This is a genomic window from Fibrisoma montanum, from assembly GCF_003583365.1.
Lineage (GTDB): Bacteria > Bacteroidota > Bacteroidia > Cytophagales > Spirosomataceae > Fibrisoma > Fibrisoma montanum.
In genome coordinates this window covers 138,881-159,152 of record NZ_QXED01000011.1, presented here as the reverse complement: position 1 = coordinate 159,152, position 20,272 = coordinate 138,881, and the positions used below count along the sequence as shown (strand labels likewise).

The 20,272-nt window shown below is 55.0% G+C and carries 17 protein-coding genes; 9 read left to right on the top strand and 8 right to left on the bottom strand.

All coding sequences use genetic code 11. The features are described 5' to 3' along the window. The first annotated feature begins 295 nt into the window (after nt 1–295). The 6 genes from ileS to DYU11_RS28605 all read left to right on the top strand — a co-directional run bounded on the left by ileS (nt 296) and on the right by DYU11_RS28605 (nt 8,267). A complete protein-coding gene (gene ileS, locus DYU11_RS28630) occupies nt 296–3,829 on the top strand; it encodes an isoleucine--tRNA ligase (protein ID WP_119671171.1) in 3,534 nt (1,177 codons plus the stop codon). 120 nt (nt 3,830–3,949) lie between these two features. Beyond that, on the top strand, nt 3,950–4,696 hold the full coding sequence (locus DYU11_RS28625) for a hypothetical protein (protein WP_119671170.1): 747 nt from the start codon (nt 3,950–3,952) through the stop codon (nt 4,694–4,696). Continuing rightward, nucleotides 4,693–5,112: a DUF2846 domain-containing protein gene (locus tag DYU11_RS28620; protein WP_119671169.1), complete on the top strand. Its 420-nt coding sequence runs from the start codon at nt 4,693–4,695 to the stop codon at nt 5,110–5,112. Before DYU11_RS28625 ends, DYU11_RS28620 begins: the two co-directional genes overlap by 4 nt. A 21-nt stretch (nt 5,113–5,133) precedes the next feature. Further along, nucleotides 5,134–6,153, top strand: coding sequence for a sensor histidine kinase (locus DYU11_RS28615; RefSeq protein WP_119671168.1), 1,020 nt, complete (start codon nt 5,134–5,136; stop codon nt 6,151–6,153). Between the two features lie 6 nt (nt 6,154–6,159). Then, the gene (locus DYU11_RS28610; RefSeq protein WP_119671167.1) at nt 6,160–6,846 is read left to right on the top strand and encodes a LytR/AlgR family response regulator transcription factor; all 687 of its coding nucleotides are present in this window, start codon (nt 6,160–6,162) and stop codon (nt 6,844–6,846) included. Nucleotides 6,847–6,953: 107 nt separating this feature from the next. Then, a complete protein-coding gene (locus DYU11_RS28605; protein WP_158600383.1) occupies nt 6,954–8,267 on the top strand; it encodes a purple acid phosphatase family protein in 1,314 nt (437 codons plus the stop codon). A 62-nt stretch (nt 8,268–8,329) separates the two neighbouring features. Here DYU11_RS28605 and DYU11_RS28600 read toward each other — a convergent pair whose 3' ends face one another. Beyond that, complete coding sequence (locus DYU11_RS28600) at nt 8,330–8,629, bottom strand: hypothetical protein (protein WP_119671165.1); 300 nt, start codon at nt 8,627–8,629, stop codon at nt 8,330–8,332. Nucleotides 8,630–9,414: 785 nt separating this feature from the next. Here DYU11_RS28600 and DYU11_RS28595 point away from each other — a divergent pair. Next, nucleotides 9,415–9,834 carry a hypothetical protein gene (locus DYU11_RS28595; RefSeq protein ID WP_119671164.1) on the top strand — a complete coding sequence of 140 codons (420 nt, stop codon included), beginning with the start codon at nt 9,415–9,417 and terminating at the stop codon, nt 9,832–9,834. A gap of 17 nt (nt 9,835–9,851) precedes the next feature. Here DYU11_RS28595 and lepB read toward each other — a convergent pair whose 3' ends face one another. From lepB to DYU11_RS28560, 7 genes are all read right to left on the bottom strand, one after another. After that, nucleotides 9,852–11,018 (bottom strand): signal peptidase I, encoded by a 1,167-nt coding sequence (gene lepB / locus DYU11_RS28590; RefSeq protein ID WP_119671163.1) that lies wholly within the window; start codon nt 11,016–11,018, stop codon nt 9,852–9,854. A 236-nt stretch (nt 11,019–11,254) separates the two neighbouring features. Next, entirely contained in the window at nt 11,255–12,148 is an 894-nt protein-coding gene (locus DYU11_RS28585; RefSeq protein WP_119671162.1) for a 1,4-dihydroxy-2-naphthoate polyprenyltransferase, read from the bottom strand. Nucleotides 12,149–12,228: 80 nt separating this feature from the next. Next, complete coding sequence (locus DYU11_RS28580; protein WP_119671161.1) at nt 12,229–12,849, bottom strand: glutathione peroxidase; 621 nt, start codon at nt 12,847–12,849, stop codon at nt 12,229–12,231. Between the two features lie 88 nt (nt 12,850–12,937). Then, nucleotides 12,938–13,240 (bottom strand): hypothetical protein, encoded by a 303-nt coding sequence (locus tag DYU11_RS28575; protein ID WP_119671160.1) that lies wholly within the window; start codon nt 13,238–13,240, stop codon nt 12,938–12,940. Nucleotides 13,241–13,306: 66 nt separating this feature from the next. Continuing rightward, nucleotides 13,307–15,100, bottom strand: coding sequence for an arginine--tRNA ligase (gene argS, locus DYU11_RS28570; RefSeq protein ID WP_119671159.1), 1,794 nt, complete (start codon nt 15,098–15,100; stop codon nt 13,307–13,309). A 93-nt stretch (nt 15,101–15,193) separates the two neighbouring features. After that, entirely contained in the window at nt 15,194–17,602 is a 2,409-nt protein-coding gene (locus DYU11_RS28565; protein ID WP_119671158.1) for a penicillin acylase family protein, read from the bottom strand. A 47-nt stretch (nt 17,603–17,649) separates the two neighbouring features. Continuing rightward, entirely contained in the window at nt 17,650–17,844 is a 195-nt protein-coding gene (locus DYU11_RS28560) for a hypothetical protein (protein WP_119671157.1), read from the bottom strand. Nucleotides 17,845–17,863: 19 nt separating this feature from the next. Between DYU11_RS28560 and DYU11_RS28555 the strand changes: the two genes are divergently transcribed. Both DYU11_RS28555 and DYU11_RS28550 read left to right on the top strand, forming a co-directional pair. Further along, nucleotides 17,864–18,979 carry a glycosyltransferase family 4 protein gene (locus tag DYU11_RS28555; protein WP_119671156.1) on the top strand — a complete coding sequence of 372 codons (1,116 nt, stop codon included), beginning with the start codon at nt 17,864–17,866 and terminating at the stop codon, nt 18,977–18,979. Continuing rightward, nucleotides 18,976–20,151, top strand: a complete 1,176-nt coding sequence (locus DYU11_RS28550; protein WP_119671155.1) for a glycosyltransferase — start codon at nt 18,976–18,978, stop codon at nt 20,149–20,151. The genes DYU11_RS28555 and DYU11_RS28550 overlap by 4 nt, the downstream gene beginning before the upstream one ends. Nucleotides 20,152–20,272 lie beyond the last annotated feature (121 nt).

Sequence of the window (20,272 nt, the reverse complement as noted above, 5' to 3'; positions counted from 1 at the left end):
AGTCAAAGTAAACCCATTGTTCACAGGCGCGGAAGCTCTTTATGATGAATGGCCGTCCCGATTGTCTCAATTGGGATAATCGGTGTCCGAGTCGCATTCGGTTCCTTCCTGCGACGAGTAGCGCGGGGCGAAACTAAGCGGTCGCTTACCGTTGTTATTAATGAACAGTCGCCTGCAACGCCCTAAATCCGTATCTTTGCACGCGCTTTGACCTACTGAGGCAGGCAGGCGATTCGATATTCTTTGCTGTGGCGCTGCATGGCTACGGCAAGCGACCCGATTAACGTCCAACGCGGTGAAGTACAAACAATATGAGTCCCTCGATTACGCGCAGCTCGCGGCCGAGGTGTTGAGTTATTGGAACCAGAATCAGGTTTTTGAGCAGTCCGTCGCGATCCGCGAGGGTGCTCCGGCGTTTACGTTTTATGAGGGACCGCCCTCTGCCAACGGAACGCCGGGTATTCACCACGTGATGGCGCGGACGATTAAGGATATTTTTTGCCGGTACAAAACCCTGCGCGGCTTTCAGGTAAAGCGCAAAGGGGGCTGGGATACGCACGGCCTGCCGATTGAACTGCAGGTTGAAAAAGAACTCGGCATTACCAAAGAGGACATCGGCAAAACGATCAGCGTTGAGGAATACAACCGGAAATGCCGCGAAACGGTCATGCGTTTCACCGACCAGTGGAACGATATGACCCAGAAGATGGGCTACTGGGTGGACCTCGACAACCCGTATGTTACGTACGAAAACGAGTACATCGAAACCCTGTGGTACCTGCTCAGGCAGCTGTACGACAAGGGGTTGTTATACAAGGGCTACACGATTCAGCCGTATTCGCCCAAGGCCGGTACGGGCCTCAGTTCACACGAACTGAACATGCCCGGCACCTACAAGGACGTAAAGGATACGACCATTGTGGCGCAGTTTCGGGTGAAGCCAACCGGCAAATCGGGCTTTTTATTTTATGATTCTTCCGACGCGGATGTGTACATCCTGGCCTGGACAACCACGCCCTGGACCCTGCCGGCCAACTCAGCCCTGACCGTCGGAAAAGACATTGACTACGTACTCGTTAAAACCTTCAACCAGTACACCCACCAGCCGATCAACGTAGTGCTGGCAAAAGCGCTGCTGGGCCGGTGGTTCAGCGAGAAAGGTCGTCAGGACGGCCCCGGCAGTCCGGTTTTCGACACGTACCTGCCCAATGACAAGGTTATTCCGTGGGCCATCGTTTCCGAGTTCAAAGGCGAACACCTTCAGGGCATCGAATACGAGCAGTTGATGCCGTACGTGCAGCCGGACGGTGATGCATTCCGTGAACCTCCATTCCGGGTCATCCTTGGCGACTTCGTTACGACAGAAGACGGTACGGGCGTGGTGCACACCTCGCCGACCTTTGGTGCCGACGACTTTCGGGTGGCGCAGGCCAACGGCATCCCGCCGATCATGGTAAAGGATGATACTGCCGGGCCGACGTTCGGAAAAGACGTGCCAATTGTGGACAAACAAGGCCGTTTTGTGAAGGAGATCACCGACTTCGCCGGACGCTACGTAAAGGAGCAGTATTATTCCGACGAGGAGCAGGCTGACCCGGACTTTAAACCAACGGACGTCCTGATCGCCATCAAACTGAAAGAGGAAGGCAAGGCGTTCCGGGTGGAGAAGTATGAACACCCATATCCGCACTGCTGGCGGACTGATAAGCCCGTGCTGTACTACCCGCTCGATAGCTGGTTTATTCGCACAACGGCTGTGAAAGACCGGCTGGTGGAGCTGAACAAGACCATCAACTGGCAACCCGAAAGCACCGGCACCGGCCGCTTCGGCAACTGGCTGGAGAACCTCGTTGACTGGAACCTCAGCCGTAGCCGTTACTGGGGAACACCGTTGCCCATCTGGCGGTCCGAAGCGGGCGAGGAGGTGTGTATTGGGTCCGTGGCGGAGCTGGTATCAATGAGCGAACAGGCCAATGAGCGAATGAGTGAATGGGTCGCTCAGGGCAAGACCGAGTATCAGGCCTACGTCGACAAAAACAAAGCGTTTCTGGCCGCTTACGCCGATGGTACGTACGATCTGCATCGCCCGTACGCCGATGAACTTTACTTTATCTCCGACAAGGGCAACCTGATGCAGCGCGAGCCGGACCTGATCGACGTTTGGTTCGATTCGGGGGCGATGCCGTATGCACAGTGGCACTATCCGTTTGCCAATCAGGATACGTTCGAACACGCGTTTCCGGCTGATTTCATCTCGGAAGGCGTTGACCAGACACGCGGCTGGTTCTTTACGTTGCACGCAATCGGCGTGATGCTGTTCGATTCGGTGGCGTTCAAAAACGTCGTGTCGACGGGTCTGGTGCTGGACAAAAACGGCAACAAGATGTCGAAGCGGCTGGGCAACGCCATTGACCCATTCGAGACGCTGGCCAACTTTGGTCCGGATGCCACGCGCTGGTACATGATCACCAACGCCGAACCCTGGGACAACCTGCGGTTTAACCTCGACGGCGTGGGTGAGGTGCAGCGGAGATTTTTCGGTACGTTGTTCAACACGTACAACTTCTTCGCGCTTTACGCCAACCTCGACAACTACACCATCAACGAGTTTGATCGCGTCCCCCGCGAACGCCTGACCGAGCTGGATCGCTGGATTCTGTCGAAGCTGCACACGTTGATCAAGGAGGTAACGGAGCAGTACGAAGCTTACAACCCGACCAAAGCCGGGCGGCTGATTCAGGATTTCGTATCGGATCAATTGTCGAACTGGTACGTACGGTTATCACGCCGGCGCTTCTGGACCGGGGCGTCGTCGGACGCAGGAGAGTTAACCGAAGACAAGCGGGCAGCTTATGAGACGTTGCAGCAATGTCTGCTGACTGTGGGTCAGCTGATGTCGCCGATCGCGCCGTTCTTCGCCGACTGGCTTTACCGCAGCCTGACCGATGGTGTTCGCGATGTGGCCCGGGAGGAAAACACCGCATTGGCGGACCACCCGTTGCGCCACGATTCAATACACCTGACCGACTGGCATTCGTACGAAGCGGATTGGGTCGACACTGATCTGGAAACGTCGATGCAACTGGCGCAGGATATTTCGTCGCTGGTACACTCCCTGCGGAAAGGCCATAAGCTGAAGGTTCGTCAGCCGCTGAGCCGGGTGCTGATTCCGGTGCTCACTGAGCAGACTCGCCGGCAGATCGAACACGTAGCGCCGATCATCATGTCGGAGGTGAACGTCAAAGCCGTCGAGTTTGTCGACGATGCGTCGGGTATTTTGAAGAAGAAGGTCAAACCCAACTTCAAAGCGCTCGGTCCGAAGTTCGGCAAGCAGATGAAGGACGTAGCAGCCGCCATCACGGCCATGACCGACGAGCAGTTGAAGGAATTGGAGCAGGTCGGCAATATCCAGTTGGCAGTAGGCAGTATTGCCCTCTCGGATGTCGAAATCCTGACCGAAGACATTCCGGGCTGGCTGGTGGCCAGCGAAGGCGGCCTGACCGTGGCGCTGGACATAACCGTAACCGACGAACTGCGCCGGGAAGGGATCGCCCGCGACTTCGTGAACCGCATCCAGAACCTGCGCAAAGACCGCGACTTCGACGTAACGGACAAGATCCGGATTGAACTCGAACGGAACGACGAAGTTCTGGCCGAGGCCATTGAAGCCAACAAGTCGTACATTCAGCAGGAAGTGCAGGCCGTTTCGCTCGACCTCGTTGGCGGCCTTAATGGCAACGGCCAACCGGGCAGCGGCCAACCGGGCGAGGCCGTCGAGATCGAAATGGACGAGTTTCTGTTACGCGTGAAAGTAAACGTAGCTTCATAAACGCAAGATCACAAAGTTTTTAAATTTCCCCACAAACATCGCCCGGTTGACCACATGCCTTTGGCTGGTCAACCGGGCGATGTTTGTTTTGACTCATCAACACACAAAAACAACCTTTGTATGAAACGCTTCGTATTCTTACTCCTGGCAATTGGGCACACCGCCCTCGGCCAACCGACAGATTCAACTACGTTTTCGGGCCTTCCACCCATAAATAAGTTCAAGTTCAGCTTTATGGGGGAATTAGGACTTAGTGTTTCGTCTACCAGTATGCCCAACATCCGGTCGTTTTTCAGAAGCAACCAGATCGAACCCGACTTCCACCTTGACCCGATGATCAACTTTGGATTCGGGGCTCGCTATGGACGGCTTAAACTTATGTTACAGGCTGGAAACGCCATTAGCCTGATCCGGATAGCGAATACCGAAGCTGAGTCAGTTGCCCGGCAGAACAGCGCAGGGTACAGCGGTATGATGCTCGGCTTCGACGTAGCGAATACCCGGAACAGACGCCTGTACATCAATGCTGGATTTGGTAGTATCGATTACGAATACAGCGTCTATCGCCGAACCAGGCAGGCCGTTTCGTTCCAGAACATTCTGCAAACCGACCAGACCGGCAACATCCCTTCCCTGCGGTTACGAAACAATTACCTGGATGTCAATATTGAGTACGCCCAGCGGGAAAAGCGCAAACGGGGTGCCGAAAGCGTGTTACGTCTGGGTTACCGACGGGGTCTGCAAGCCAGGGCCTGGGAGTCGGATGCCTTTCAGGTAACCGGTGCACCTACTGACCGGATCAGCCAATTTTACTTCCAGGGTCTCTACTACTTTTCGAGCAACTATACCAAATCAGGGAAGCGATGAAAGTGATGCTGTTGATTCCCTTATGGTTGCTGATCACCGGTCTGTTTGACGACCAGGGGCAACCCCGAAATGGACAGGCGCGGGTCATCATTTATCGCCAGCGGGAGTTTGGCAGTACGCCCTACGACATTGCCATCAATGACAAGAAACAGGGCGCATTGCCTACTAACCGCTACATGCAGGTGGATATTTTGCCGGGACGTATTAAAATTGAGTCCATGAAGGATTACTTTTCCGATAACCAAACGCTGTGGCTCAACGTACAGGCGGGGCATACGTACTACGTAAAGGCAGTAGAAGACATTGATTTTCTGAGCCGTACGTTGCTGATTGCGCCCATCGGCGAAGACCAGGCCCAGCGCGAGTTGCGGAAAATTAAACCCCTCGAAACGGCCTCAACGTCGTCTACAAACTAATCGCTAACGGACCACCCCACCATGTCAACCCTTCGAAAACCATACCCGGCACTACTGCTCGCTGTGGTTCTGATCAGCCTGCTGACGTACTGGGGTCGGCTGATCTACGTTGGGGTTTGGCAAAACGATGAGACCGCCCCTGACATCGGCGGCCTGGCCAGGTACCTCCTGGGGGTTGTGGTTCTACTGACGGCGCTCTGGGGCCTTGCCTACGCCAATTATCGCCTGGCGTTTCGGGGCTGGCTGTTGCGTCAGGAAACGCGGCTGTTGTACTGGACATGGCTCTGCGTCTTAGCCTGGCTGGTGTTTGAGTTGCTGCAACGTCGCACCGATCATGAACCCGAGTTTGCCGATGAAAACCTGCTCGTGACGGGTGTCATTATGGTGTTCATCATTGCGTTCGGCTACATTGCCGATTCGTTTCGCGCCCGTCGGGAGCAGGTGTATCTCATCCAGCAGAAAACGGAAGCCGAACTAACGGCCCTGAAGGCGCAGGTGAATCCGCACTTTCTGTTTAATGCCCTGAACACAATCTACAACGAAGCGCAGCGGGCCGACAACGAAACCGTTGCCGATCTGATTCAGCAGTTGTCGGGCATCATGCGGTTTACCCTCCAGGAATCCCGGCAACCGCTGACGTCGATTGACAACGAACTGCAGTTTCTGGACAAGTACCTGGCTCTGCAGCGGGCGCGTCTTCCCGAAACGGATAATCTTCAGTTATCAACCCAGCTCGACTGGGATGGTCAGCCGGCTCAGATTGCCCCGCTGCTGCTGATCCCGTTTGTCGAAAACGCGTTTCAATACGGTATCAGCTTTGTCCAGCCCTCGTATATTGATTTGACCCTGACGGTCGAAAACCGCCGGCTGGTCCTGCACCTGGCCAACAGTGTACCATCGGCCACGACCGGCAAACACGGTTCGGGAACCGGCATTGCCAACGCCCGGCAGCGGCTGGCGCTGATGTATGCCGGTCGCCATACGCTGGCCATTACGCAGACATCCGATACGTTCACCGTTGCCCTAACCCTTGATTTATAACGAGATATGCTCAATGCGATTGCCATCGATGATGAGCCAGCAGCCCTGGATGTTCTGCAACGCTATGCGGCCAAGGTTCCCTTTCTGAATCTGACGCAAACGTTTATCAACACCACCGACGCACTCACGTACCTCCACACGCAGCGGGTTGACCTGTTGTTTCTGGATATTCAGATGCCCGACGTATCAGGAACGGATTTTGCCCGGCTGGTAGCCCCGTTGAAGAAATCGGTTATCTTCACAACGGCTTATACCGAATATGCCGTTGAGGGGTTCACGCTCCAGGCTCTCGATTATTTGCTCAAGCCCATCGAGTTCGGGCGGTTTCTTCAGGCCTGCAACCGCGCCTACGCCCAGATTATGCCGCAACGGGAAGGGGCCTCTTCCAGCATTTTTGTGAAGGACGGGTACGACTGGGTGCGGGTTAACCTGGACGAGGTATTGTACATTCAGTCGGACACGAATCTGCTGTTCATTCACGAACAGACCCGGCAGGTGACCACCCGCATGACAATCGCCGATATGCTCGCTACGTTGCCCGCCGACGATTTCATCCGTGTTCACAAATCGTACATTGTAGCGCTACGGGCCATCCGCAAAATTGAGCGGCATCAGGTCACGGTCGGCAACGTAACGATTCCACTGGCCGGCAGTTACCGCGACGCTTTGGAGCAGCGATTACTGCGGAAGTAGCGTTCGTCCCGGTATTGTTAACAATATCATAACCCCACCGGATGGCTATACCCGGTGGGGCTTTTTTTATATTTGATCTATTTCGTGTAAATGCATCTTCTATGACAATGCCGTTTCAGCGTTGGTTCTATCTGCTGGCTTCCGTGGTCACAGTGCAGTCAACCAAAGCTCAGGCCGTTGACGTCGTTCGCGGGCCGTATCTCCAGGTCGTTACGCCTACCTCCATCACCATCCGCTGGCGCACCAGTCAACCCACCGAAAGCCGGGTGCAATTCGGCACTTTTGCCACGAGGCTGAATCAGGAAGTGAGCGATCTGAAGGCGGTTACAGACCACGAGGTGATTTTGACGAACCTGAAACCCGCCACTCGTTACTACTACGCATTCGGGTCGTCGAAAACCACAATGAACGTGGACCCAGAGCAACACTTTCAGACGTCCCCAAAACCCGGCTCGACCGACCCAATCCGAATCTGGGCGTTGGGCGATTTTGGCAACAGTTCCGCTACACAGCTCGGTTGCCGTGATGCCATCGTCAACGCCACCAAAGATCGCCGACCCGACGTCTGGCTCTGGCTGGGCGACAATGCCTATTCAAACGGTCTCGAAGACGAATTTCAGCAGCATGTGTTCGGGGTGTACCAGGATGGTTTTTTCCGGAATATGCCGTTCTGGGCAACACCCGGCAACCACGATTATGGCGGACAGATCGAGAGCCAGGCTATTCCCTATTTCCAGATTTGCTCAATGCCCAGGCAGGGCGAAGCTGGTGGTGTGCCATCGGGATCGGAGTCGTACTACTCATTCGATTACGGCAATGTTCATTTTGTATCGCTGGACTCGTACGGCAAAATGGACGGCGGGCAGCGAATTTATGATACCACCGGTCGCCAGGTCGACTGGCTGAAGCGCGACCTGGCTGCGAACAAACAACCGTGGACGATCGTGTTCTTTCACCACCCGCCCTACACAAAAGGCTCTCACGATTCGGATACAGAAGAGTTACTGGTCAACATCCGGCAGAACCTGCTGCCTGTGCTGGAACGCTACAACGTCGATCTGGTTTTGGGCGGCCACAGTCACGTCTACGAACGCACCTACCCGATTGTCGGTCATTACGGGCTGGCCGATACGTTTGACCCGAAACACATCGTCGTGGCCTCGAACAGCGACCAGCCCAACGAATACCGCGTAAACGGCAAAAAACAGGGGATCATCTACATTGTCGCCGGGTCGGGCGGGCAGTTGGGTGGCCAGGAATCAGGTTGGCCGCTCAAAGCAGCCGCGTACACCAACAACACCGAAGGCGGCTCGATGCTGATCGATGTCAAAGACAACCGCCTGGAAGCCCGCTGGGTGTGTACCGACGGCGTTGTTCGGGATCGGTTTTCGATCGTGAAGGAAAAACAGGGCATTCGGTAACGGTACTGTATGAGTATGAAATGTATGCCGTTACGCTCAGGGCCGGTAGTCGGCCCGTTGGTTTATCTGGCTACTTTTGCAGCCGTCGTTAGCACGTCGGCGGTACCCAGGGCGGCTAGTTCATCGATTAACTCGTCCGACAGCAGCAGCAGTTGTTCATCGGAGAGCTGGCCTTCGTGATGGAGCACCACCAGCCGATCCAGGTCTTCTTTAATTCGACCGCGCGTTCGTCCCTGTAAATCATCCATGAACAGCAGCTCATCACCGGCCTGCTTTTTCCGGTTTTGCTCCCAGCACTGACCTGCTACAAAACAAACGATGCCCACCATCAAAACACCCAGAAGGATTACAAGTATCAGCATGGCTCACGATGGTTTACCAAGTTCAGAAGCAATTGATATGTTCATAAGCAAGCCGGTTTTCTACAACCAGCCGCTGAATTCCTGCGAAAAGCCGTTGGCAGCATCCCCGACAGGATTTCTACCTATGCAGTACACTAAGTTAACGTGAGTTTTGAATAACTCCATAGCCTCAAATGCGCTTTTTTATCATCCCTCCTGGCATCCACGCGTCCCGGTCGGGATAACAAAGAAAGCAGCCCTACTATTGTCCGTGATCACTCACCATTCATCCACCTCACATTGAGTCAACGATCAATACGACTCAGACACAATTCGCCGTTTGGCTATATCACGACTGTAGACGTATAAAGCCGGGCGTTTCTGAAAACTAACCCTTTAACTTATTAAAGACCGATAATATAGGGATTAGAATCGTATTAAAGTGAGCAATTGGGCGCTACGGCGAAGTCGCCCGGATGGAACGGTCAGATAAACCGAATGAAGAAAATCTAACTCTGCTGCTGCAGATCGCAAGGGCGGGTATCACGAATCGTACCAAAGTCAACTTTCACGCATTGCCCAACAGCCTGGCCGACACGCGGTACTAACGACTACAATCAGCGTCGGTTTGGTCTTCATCACGTGCATCCCTCAAAGGCTCCTGATTTTTGGCCGATAGTTTCCCTTTATGGCCTATCATTCCTGCTTCAATATGATAACTGGCATAGTTTTAGTTCTCACACATCCGGCAGTTTAACCGGACTCAATCCGGCTCCACCATCAGTACAGCTTAAGCCCGATCATCTATGACAGCACAATATCTACTTGAATCCTTATTATCGTTTCAGAATACGTACCGGGTTGTAATGCGTCATTTCAACGATGATGTCCGAAACGCCCGGATTCTCGAACCGGTATTGGGCCTGACTAACAACAGCATTCGCCAACGGTATAACAAGCCGCAGCTCTGGCGCGTCACCGAGATTCGGCGGCTGGCCGTTCACTACAGCCTGTCCGAATCGGCCTGCATTCGGGTGCAGGAAACGTTGCCCCAGCTACAGCCGTATCTCCAGCAGCTACCGAGCCGACAACGGCGCCGGCTGGAACGGCTCAGCCAGCTATCTACCCGTAAGTTAACCAACCGGATGGCTACCGACTGGCTGATCGCCGACGTAAACGAGCTTATTACCGGCTTAACCAACTGGATGGCCGATCAGCCGGTCTGACCGGTACGCTAAGGCATTTACTCAATCAACCGAAACAACCGATTCCAGCGGATCTTGTGCCAGATGTCGGCCGGAACGGGATCAATCGACAGCCAGACAAACACGGCCTTACCGACGATGTGATCATCGGGCACGAAGCCCCAGTAGCGCGAATCCTCGGAGTTGTGGCGGTTATCGCCCAGCATGAAGTAGTAGTCCTGCCGGAAGGTGTAGGCTGTTACGGGTCGACCGTCAATCTGGAGACTGGTTGCGGTCAGCGCTACGTTTTTGTTGCCTTCGTAGCGTTGGATGATGGGGCCGTACACCGCCAGCGTCTGCCGGTTGATCGGAATCGTAGTACCCTTTTTGGGAATGACCAGCGGACCAAAATTGTCCCGGTTCCAGGCGTTGGCCGCCCCGCCGTATATTCCCGGCTCCGACTGACCGGCCGGGGCTGTCATGGGTTCGATGCCCTTCACCCAGTCAAAGGTTTTAAACTGAGCCATGACCTCGGCGGACGTATTGACCCGGTAGCCAACCAACACGGACGCTTTCGTCTTGTTATCGATGGTTTCGAGCGGCTGCCAGTTGATAAACGGCCCTTCCGGCGATTTAAAATCGTTTACGATGCCGTACTTCCGAAAAAAGCGATCATCAAGGACTTCGGTGGTTTTGACAAAATAGGACGACTGCTGCCGACGCGCCACCGGAAACGCCCTCCCATTGACGAACACCTGCTCGTTTCGAAGCCCTACCGTATCGCCCGGTATGCCTACGCACCGCTTCACGTAATACGTTTTCAGATCGGGCGGGTAATCGGGTTCGCCCGGCAGTTGGGGCGGGTAATTGAACACGACGACATCGCCGTTTTTCACGTGCGAAAAGCCCGGAAAGCGATACATCGGCAATTGAATGGCCGAACTGAACGAAGGCAGGTTCGTTCCCCAGAGTTTCTGATGCGTCAGCGGCACCTGAAGGGGTGTTTTGGGTGTGCGTGGCCCGTAATGCAGCTTACTAACAAACAGGAAATCGCCGACCATCAGGCTGCTTTCCATGGAGGGCGTCGGAATGGCGAACGCTTCGACGGTCATCCAGCGGATCAATGTGGCCGCCACAACGGCAAACAGCATGGAATCCGCCCATTCGCGGAGAAGTGATTTTTTAGGTTTAGGTGTGCTGGCAGACGTTGGCTTGCTTTTGAACATAACCGGCTGGTACAAACGAGTTCTTATGTAAGCGGGCAAGCGATTGCTGGCGCAGCCCACCCGTTTGTACGAATATTAAGCGAAGGCAGTAATCGGCAATCAGTTTTTACACAAAAGGTTTTATGGCGGGGTGAAAAGCATTACTCAGCCGAAACAGTGGCAACAACCGTTTAACGTGAGTTATTGATAACTTACTTGGCTTTATCAGGCGAAGTCAAGCGACCAACTCTGCGTCGTCACAGCACTTGCCCGATGCCAAAAAGCACGACAAACAGCAGAGTCGTGAGGGCGAGTTGCCCCAGCCGGGGATTGAGTTCGGCCGGCCGTTGATGGGTGGCCACGGCCCGCCCGTTCAGCACGAACAGCGGAAACGCGAGCAGGTACAGATAACTTACCCAGCCCTGTCCCGTCAGCAGGGAGAAAAGTAACGCACAAAGCATCCCGGCAATCAGCAGCGCCCAGTGGTACCGAATGGCCCGCTGCAAACCCAATCGCGCCGGAATGGACCGTTTGCCGGTCATGGTATCGGTTTCAATGTCGCGGATGTTGTTGATGTTCAACACTCCGGTCGCAAACAACCCAACGCTCGTGGCGGGCAGCAACAGGGCGGCATTAAACGAGAGCGTGTGTAGAAAATACGTACCCAGCACACCCAGCCAGCCGAAGAAGAGAAGCACAGCAATGTCGCCGAATCCGGCATACCCATAGGGGCGCTTGCCGTTGGTATACCCGATGGCAGCCGCGATGCTCAACAACCCCAGAATCAGAAACGCCCAGAAAACCTCCTGCCCGGCGCCCTGAAAGGCAACCACCAGCAGCCAGATCCCCGTGATCAGCGACAGCACCGACGTAACGACAATGCCGCGCAGCATGGCCTCTTTCGTGATCAGTCCGGTAGCCACGGCCCGCCGGGGACCAACGCGCAGGTCGGTATCCTTGCCCGAAATGGCATCGCCGTAGTCGTTGGCGAAATTGGAGAGAATTTGGAGAAAGATGGTAGTCAGGGCCGCCAGCACCACGATCGACACATTTAATTGTCCATCCGCAGCGGCCAGAAAACTACCCAGGATAATACTGGCCAATGCCAGCGGTAACGTACGCGGCCGGGCCGCAGCAACCCAGGGGTTCATGTAATGAGTGAAAGAGCGAATGAGTGAAAGAGCAAACGGTGTGCTGAGCACATCACTCGTTCGCTCTTTCACGCTTTAAATCAAATTCCTACTGCTTTTTTGAACTCAGCGTCGTCGGGCTTAACGCCTGATGCGGAGAAGTGAGTCAACTGACCTTGTTCGTTGATGACGTATTTGCAGAAGTTCCAGGTCGGCGCCTTGTCGTTCCAGCCGTTCAGCGGCTTCGACGACAGCCATTTATACAGCGGAGCCTGCTCTTTGCCGGTCACGACCACCTTCTCAAACATGGGGAACGTTACGCCGTAATTCTTCTGACAGAACGTAGCAATTTCTTCGTTGCTGCCCGGTTCCTGGCTGGCGAAATCGTTGGCCGGAAAGCCCAGCACAACAATCTTACTGCCGTGTTCCTTGTAGAACTTTTCCCAGTCGCCGTACTGTGGTGTGTAGCCGCACTTGGAAGCTACGTTCAGAATCACAACTTTTTTGCCTTTGAAACCGCTCAGTGATACCGACTTACCGTCGATAGACTTCACCGTAAAGTCATACAGTGTTTTTGCGGGTGCCGGAGGGGTAGTGGGTGCCGCAGCAACTTCATTTTTGTCGCTGAAGATTCCTTTAACAAGCGTTGATATAGACATAAATCCAGAAGTAAGTAAAAGCAGCCCAAAGGCTGATAAGGCAAGTACAAACGTTTTTCTCATAAAAAATAAGGCGATAACATGACCATGTTATCGCCTTTAACGGGTTGTGAGATAAAATAGTTTTCGCTTTACAGGTTCTTGCGGGGCCTTACTGGACTGCATCGCGAATGTACACCTTAACGCCACCGACCCGGGGAGCAACCAGGTTGTAGATAAGGCCGAACAGGGCACCAAATATCATCCCGAAAATACCGTAGAGAATCGGCAGTAAGATGACCATCACGATACCGCCCCCCATCATGGCTCCCATACCCGACCGGTTAAACATAGTACCAAATAAGGAACCGAACAGAAAAAACAACAGCGCAAAAAATAATCCGATTACCGCCAGGAGCGCACCATACACCAACGCCACTGAAGCAACGTCTACTTTCGTAATTTCTCGTTTCATTTGGAAAAGGTTTTAAAAGTTTCGATTTGAATATAAACCCTTTACCAAACAAATCTCGCTACTGCATTACATTTTCTCGGGCACATCGATACCCAGCAACTGCATGGCTTTGCGGATTGTCCCGGCCACCAACGCCGATAAAGTAACTCGTAGCTGGGTCTTTATAGGGTCCGGCTCCGACAGAATGGAGACCTCAGCGTAGAACTGGTTGTAGGCCTTGGCCAGTTCATAGGCAAACTGCCCGATGTAGGACGGCGCGTAGTCGTCGCCCGCTTCGGCAATGCGCTGCGGAAACTGACTCAGCAGATACACCAGTTGCTGTTCGGTCGGGTGCATCGCCACCGCCGACACGCTTTTTTCGGGTTGCAGACCGTTTTGTTCGGCCTTCCGCAGCACCGACCGGATACGGGCGTGGGTATATTGAATGAACGGCCCCGTGTTTCCCTGAAAATCCACCGATTCTTCGGGGTTGAACAGCATCCGTTTCTTCGGGTCAACCTTCAGCAGGAAATACTTCAGCGCCCCCATGCCGAGCATGTGGTAAAGCTGCTGTGCTTCGGCCGAATTAAAATCCTCGATCTTGCCCAGATCGCGGGTACGTTGCTCGGCGGTGTCATACATCTCCTGAATCAGGTCGTCGGCATCCACCACAGTACCTTCGCGGGACTTCATCTTGCCGCTGGGCAGATCAACCATGCCGTAGGACAGGTGGTACAGGCCATTGGCATACGGCCGGCCTAACCGGCGCAGAATGGCGAACAGCACGGCAAAGTGGTAATCCTGCTCGTTGCCCACCACCCAGATCTGGCGGTCGTTGTGGAAATCGTCGTACTTCAGATCGGTCGTGCCGAGGTCCTGAGTCATGTACACCGACGTACCATCCGAGCGCAGCACCAGCTTCTGATCGAGACCTTCTTCGGTCAGGTTGATCCAGACGGAGCTGTCTTCCTTTCGGTAGAAAATGCCTTTCTGCAGACCTTCTTCAACGACCTCCTTGCCCAATACGTAGGTGTTGGATTCGTAATACGTCTTGTCGAAGCTGACACCAATTTTCTGATACGTTTCGGCGAATCCGGCATAGACCCATTCGTTCAGTTGCCGCCAGAGCGTCACCGTTTCGGGGTCGCCCTGCTCCCACTTCCGCAGCATCTCCTGCACCTCCAGCATCAGCGGAGCTTTCTTTTCGGCTTCTTCTTTCGGCATACCCTGCGCCACCAGTTCCTCGATCTGGGCTTTATACGCCTTGTCGAACAGGACGTAGTATTTACCGATCAGGTGGTCGCCCTTCATGCCGCTCGACTCGGGCGTTTCGGGCTGGCCCGACGCATCGTTGCTGAACAACTGATACGCCCGCATCGACTTACAGATGTGTATGCCCCGGTCGTTGACGATGCTGGTTTTCACGACATCGTAGCCGTTGGCTTTTAAAATGCGGCTGACGGCGTCGCCCAGGAAGTTGTTGCGCAGGTGACCGAGGTGCAGGGGCTTATTGGTGTTCGGCGACGAAAACTCCACCATCACCGACTGCCCTTTAGTGGGTAACTGACCGAAATCAGGCTCGGCCAGTATGTCGTTCAGTACGTCGAGCCAGGCCGAATCGGCAATGCTCAGGTTCAGGAATCCCTGAACAACGTTGAAGTGACTGACCACGGTGGTATTTTCCTGCAAATACGTACCGATTGCCTGCCCAATCTCGATGGGTGATTTGCGCAGGGTTTTGGTCAGCGGAAACGTTACGAAGGTGTAAAGGCCTTCAAACTCTTTTTTGGTAGGTTGCAGCGCCACCTCGTCAAGTGTGGTATCGAACAGGGCGCTGATGGCTTGCTGTATGGCTTGCTTTACTTGTTCCTGTATGTCCATTGGTTCGGCGGTGCGTTGCAGAGGGGTCTGTCGCACGGCGTATCGATCAGTTGCATTCAAAAATCACTGCAAAAGTAATGATCCTTATTCTGATTATTTCCTTCTGCCTGCGGGCGAATTAATTTGCCCGGTACCGGAAGGCTGCAGCGAGATCGTTGATTCGGCTACCGACTGCACTTTTTTCTTCGAGAAATACACCGGGAAGTACCCGTTCTGCGCCCAGAGCGGAAACAGATCAGCGTAGTGAGGACTGGCCGGATCGCCCGATTGCCCGGGGCTGTTGATGCCAACGGTTTTATCCCAGTCCTGCGTATCGACGATGATCCGAAACGAAGCGCCATGTTCCTGATTCAGACCATTGCCGGTATTGTTGACCGTTTCGCCGTAACCACCCCGGGGCAGTGGCCCCAGGTTCATCTTCGCCCGCTGTTCGGGAGTCGCCCGGCTGCTCAGGGTGTGCGTCAGCGTAATGTGTTTGTTGTTGGGCTGCCCATACAGCCAGAGTGACGGGTCCGGGCCCAGGCGCTGGGTCAGCGTAGCGACGGCTTTTTCGAGGGCTTTGGTAAGCAGACCGGGCGGAACTTCATTGTGTGTCAACCAGTCGACCACCCGCTTCATCGGCACGCTCCGCAGGTACGGCCGGGCCACTTCGGGCACCGTCGCGCTGTAGACGGCCTGCCGCAGTTCGGTTTCCCAGGCCACGTAGATAGCCGCCGGAACGGACTCCGGCCGCAGCTGATAATCCCAGTTCAGCAGCCGCTGCCGGCTCTGCTCCACTACGGGATCGTTGGCCTTCAGGTTCTTCAGCAAGGGCACCAGCGACCGGGCACTCATCGACAGGTAGTCGGCCTGCAACGCCTTGAAATCGTCGATGGAATGCCTGGGTTTCGATTGAATCACTTCTTTGATGCGATCAGCCCGCACCGGATTGGCCCACACCCAGCCCACGGCATTGCGATGCGGAAAATCAGCGGGCGTCAGGTTATTGTTGGCCGTCACGACAAAGCCCTCGGGCGGGTCAATCTTATGCGGCAGTTGCTGAATAGGCAGGTAGCCGCTCCACTCAAACCGGCCATCACCGGGCACGGGCACCAGCCCTGTCCAGTTTTTACGGATCGGCGACAGGCCGGTTGCCTGCCAGCCAATCGTGTTTTTACCCGCTGAGGGCCGTCCTGCCCAGATCATGTTTTCGCCCGGCAGTCGGCTGTAGGCACACGCCTGTCGGAATTCGGTCCAGTTTCGGGCCTGGTTCATTCGTAGACTGGCCAGATACGGTGCACAGCCGCGATCCAGCCAACCCGCCCGAACGGCGTAAGCTTTATAATTCTTCGCATCCTCGAATACGACCGGGCCGTGGTGGGTATACTTCAGCGTAGCGGTTGCCGGCTTTCGGCCTTTGACGGGAATCGTTTCGGTCAGCACCCGCATGTCTTTCCAGCGTCCCTGGTAGCGGTACTGGTTGGGATTGGCCGGATTGGTTTCGTAGACATACAGGTCTTCGTTGTCGGTTTCGAAGATGGTCAGTCCCCAGGCTCCGTAGTCATTGTGGCCGATGGATACGCCGGGCAGCGTCGGCTCACCAGCCCCCACGACATTCCATCCTGGAGCACTCAGATGAACCCAGTACCGCAGCGACGGCACCGACTGCGCCCGGTGGGGGTCATTGGCCAGCATCGGAAACCCGCTTGCCGACCGCTTGCCGCTGATAATCCAATTGTTGGAGCCGACGTACTGCTTTTCGGTGTCAAACCAGTCGGCAATCTGTTGCTGCCGGTTCAGGCCGGCTTCCTCTTCCGTAGCGCCCGGCCCTTCGTCGGTGGCACTGAATTTTAACGGCAAACGAAACGCTTCGTAAATCTCCAGAATCGGCTGCATCAGGTCTGCCCCGCTGACGTGCAGCGTCAGATCGGGTTCGGTGGCTTTGCGGGCAGGGTGAAACCATTGCAGTTGCCGTAGTTTATCCGCCCCGATCAGGTGAACCAGCCGACCGTAGTTCAGTTCGTCGCGGACGTTGCCGAGTAATCCCTGATGGCGGCTGATCACGACCTCGGGCGTCCAGTAACCCGGTTTTGTATTCAGCAGCCTGAACTCAATCGGCAGCTTTTCGGGTGTTTTCAGTATCTCCCGGATGTAGGCGTTGATCCCGTCCACAAAGGCCTGCACGATCTGCGGTCCATGCGGGTGGTAATGCTTCAGTTCCTGGTCGAGGTTACCTCTAAAGCGAAACAAGCGCGTACCCATATCCCGCTTCACCTCCTTTGGTCCGAGCAGCTCGGCCACGGTGCCGGTCGCCTGCCGACGCCAGATTTCGAGCTGAAACAGCCGGTCGGAAGCGGCCGAATAGCCCTGCGCAAAAAACAGATCATGTTCGTTCCGGGCGTAGATGTGCGCAATACCCCAGCGGTCGCGGATGATCTCGACGGGTTGCTTCAGCCCCGGAGTACGTTGGGCAAGGAGTGGCGTGGTAACAAGCAGACAGGTGAGAAGGAGCAGTCGGATCATAAAAAATCGGTTTCCTGTCTAAAGAAACCGATTTTCAGCATTCATAGTTACGTTTTGTCATCCTCCGCCTGCGCAATCAGTTGTTGCAGGTTAAACGACAAGCTCTTAGTAATCGTAACGTCGTGGTCCCAGCCCTGCCGGATGATGATGGTATCGGAATTACAACGGAGGCTAGCGGAGGAGGCCCGCCGGGTATGATTTGAGCGCCCGGTTACCGCCGACAGCCAGTTTCTGCGTAACATTGTGCTCCGTTTCTTGCGTATGAAAATTCTGTACGATCACCAGGCCTTCACAGGGGCGCGGTATGGAGGGGTGGCCCGGTACTTTTACGACCTGATTGTATCGCTCAGACAACGGGGACTCGATGCACGACTCTCGGTTCGGTTTTCCAACAACGTTTACCTGGTCAACAGCAACCAGTTCCGGACGTATTCCTACCGTTACTTTCTCGGGTACATGCCAACGAGTATGCTGTTCTCGCAGGTTAACCGGCTGCTCAGTTCGGTGCAGGTGATGCAGCACGACTACGATGTGTTTCATCCGACGTTTTTTCACCCCTATTTTCTGAAATTCATCGGCCAAAAACCGTTTGTGCTGACGTACCACGATCTGATCAAGGAGCGGCTGGGCGATGCCTACGGTCACCTCGACAACGCCAACAAAGACCTGAAGCAAACGCTGCTCGACCGGTCGGCCCGGGTCATCGCCGTGTCCGAAAACACCAAAAAAGACCTGGTCGATCTGTTCCGCATCGACCCGGACAAAATAACGGTCGTCTACCACGCTACCCACTTCCGCACACTGAATGTGCCGGCTTCGTTTCAGGTACAGACGCCCGATACGTACCTGCTCTACGTCGGGAACCGGGGCACGTACAAGAATTTCATACCGTTTCTGAAAGCCATTGCCCCTACCCTGAAACGCTATCCGCACGTACAACTGATCTGTGCCGGGGGCGGTCCTTTCGACCCAACCGAACAGCAGTTCATCAGCGAGTTAAGCCTGAACGGGCGGGTGCTGTTCCATGATATCGACGATTTTGTACTGTACCGGCTGTACGAAAAAGCCCTGGCATTTGTCTACCCGTCGCTGTACGAAGGGTTTGGCATCCCGATCCTGGAAGCGTTTGCCGCAGGGTGCCCGGTGGTGCTGAGCCATACGTCCTGCTTTCCGGAAGTGGCGCAGGATGCCGCCCTATATTTCGACCCGGCATCGGAACTGTCGATGCGGCAGACTATTGAACAACTCATTGAGAATGAGCCACTGCGGGCATCATTACGCCAGAAGGGTTATCTCCGACAGGAAGCGTTCTCGCCGGAGCAGGTTACGACCCAGACCCTTCAGGTTTACCAACAAGTAGTTAACCAGTCACTGTGAGGAGAATTCTGCTGTTTGATTCCGTTATCGATGGGCACCACGCCGATTACCTGACCCACCTGATCAACTACTGGCTCCATCGCCGGCCGGATGGGGAACTGCTGGTGGTTACGCAGGCATCGTTTGCGTCGACGTTTCACCAGCTAGTGGCAGATGGGCCCGCATCCGATCGGGTGCGGTTCATTCCTATTCCGCCTTCGGTCATCGACCATACCCACCAGACGTCTCCTCTCAACCGATCGTTCCGGGAATGGAAGCTGGCCCTCTCCTACGCAGCTGAGCACCGCCCGACGCATATGTTGCTCATGTACGTCGATATTTTTCAGTTGAGTATGTGGCTGGGCCGGAAGGCCCCGTGCGCCGTATCGGGCATCTATTTCCGGCCGGATTTTCACTACGCCGTACGCGGTGGATTGAAGGCCCGGCTGAACGTACTGCGCAAGAAGCTAACCTTGCGCGGAGTCCTGTTTCGGGGCGTTCTGAGCAACCTGTTTTGCCTGGACCATTCGGCGGTTCCGGCCCTGCGGCAGATGAGTCCCGGCGTGAACGTACTGCCCCTGCCTGATCCGGTGAAATCGTACGACATTTCGCCCGCCGAACTGGATGCGCTGCGGACCGAATTACAACTTGATCCCAATCGGAAAACGCTGCTGCTCTTTGGTCACCTCGACGACCGGAAAGGCATCGAACCGCTGCTGGAAGCACTCAGGCTCGTTAAGCCGGCCGTGCGGCAGGCGCTGTCTGTGGTCCTTGTCGGCTCAATCAGGCCGGACTTTCAGCAACTGATCGAACAGAAAATAGCTGAAGTACCCGGCGATGCCCGAATCATTCCGGTGTTTAAGGAAGTACGCGGCCGACGCATCCAGACGTACTTCGACATCTCGGACTACGCCCTGGCACTCTACCAGCGGCACGTGGGTATGGCCTCAGTCATTATCCGGGCGGCCGTTTCGAAAAAGCCGCTGCTTTCGTCGGATTATGGCTACATGGGCCACCTGGTACAAACCGAGCAGCTCGGTCTGGTGGCCGACTCGACTTCACCGTCGGCTATTGCCAGCATGCTGGAGCAGGTAGTTGCCGGGAGTGTTTCCTACTCTACGGCCAACCTGCAAAAACTGGCGGACCAGAATTCGGACGTAGCGTTCGCGGAAACGATCCTGAGCCGGATGTAGGCGGAGGGTGGGTTGGTGGTTTGTGGTTTGTAATGGGTTTGTAGTTTGTAGTTTGCGGTTGTTCGACTTTGCCTGGTCATCAACTACAAACCACAAACCATAAACCACCAACTACAAACCA

Coding starts and splice junctions, on each gene's coding strand:
- DYU11_RS28610 (WP_119671167.1), top strand. CDS start 6,160: ATGCTCAATGCGATTGCCATCGATGATGAGCCAGCAGCCCTGGATGTT.
- DYU11_RS28575 (WP_119671160.1), bottom strand. CDS start 13,240: ATGAAACGAGAAATTACGAAAGTAGACGTTGCTTCAGTGGCGTTGGTG.
- DYU11_RS28605 (WP_158600383.1), top strand. CDS start 6,954: ATGCCGTTTCAGCGTTGGTTCTATCTGCTGGCTTCCGTGGTCACAGTG.
- DYU11_RS28625 (WP_119671170.1), top strand. CDS start 3,950: ATGAAACGCTTCGTATTCTTACTCCTGGCAATTGGGCACACCGCCCTC.
- DYU11_RS28580 (WP_119671161.1), bottom strand. CDS start 12,849: ATGAGAAAAACGTTTGTACTTGCCTTATCAGCCTTTGGGCTGCTTTTA.
- argS (WP_119671159.1), bottom strand. CDS start 15,100: ATGGACATACAGGAACAAGTAAAGCAAGCCATACAGCAAGCCATCAGC.
- DYU11_RS28560 (WP_119671157.1), bottom strand. CDS start 17,844: ATGTTACGCAGAAACTGGCTGTCGGCGGTAACCGGGCGCTCAAATCAT.
- DYU11_RS28555 (WP_119671156.1), top strand. CDS start 17,864: ATGAAAATTCTGTACGATCACCAGGCCTTCACAGGGGCGCGGTATGGA.
- DYU11_RS28600 (WP_119671165.1), bottom strand. CDS start 8,629: ATGCTGATACTTGTAATCCTTCTGGGTGTTTTGATGGTGGGCATCGTT.
- DYU11_RS28565 (WP_119671158.1), bottom strand. CDS start 17,602: ATGATCCGACTGCTCCTTCTCACCTGTCTGCTTGTTACCACGCCACTC.
- lepB (WP_119671163.1), bottom strand. CDS start 11,018: ATGTTCAAAAGCAAGCCAACGTCTGCCAGCACACCTAAACCTAAAAAA.
- DYU11_RS28620 (WP_119671169.1), top strand. CDS start 4,693: ATGAAAGTGATGCTGTTGATTCCCTTATGGTTGCTGATCACCGGTCTG.
- DYU11_RS28595 (WP_119671164.1), top strand. CDS start 9,415: ATGACAGCACAATATCTACTTGAATCCTTATTATCGTTTCAGAATACG.
- DYU11_RS28615 (WP_119671168.1), top strand. CDS start 5,134: ATGTCAACCCTTCGAAAACCATACCCGGCACTACTGCTCGCTGTGGTT.
- DYU11_RS28585 (WP_119671162.1), bottom strand. CDS start 12,148: ATGAACCCCTGGGTTGCTGCGGCCCGGCCGCGTACGTTACCGCTGGCA.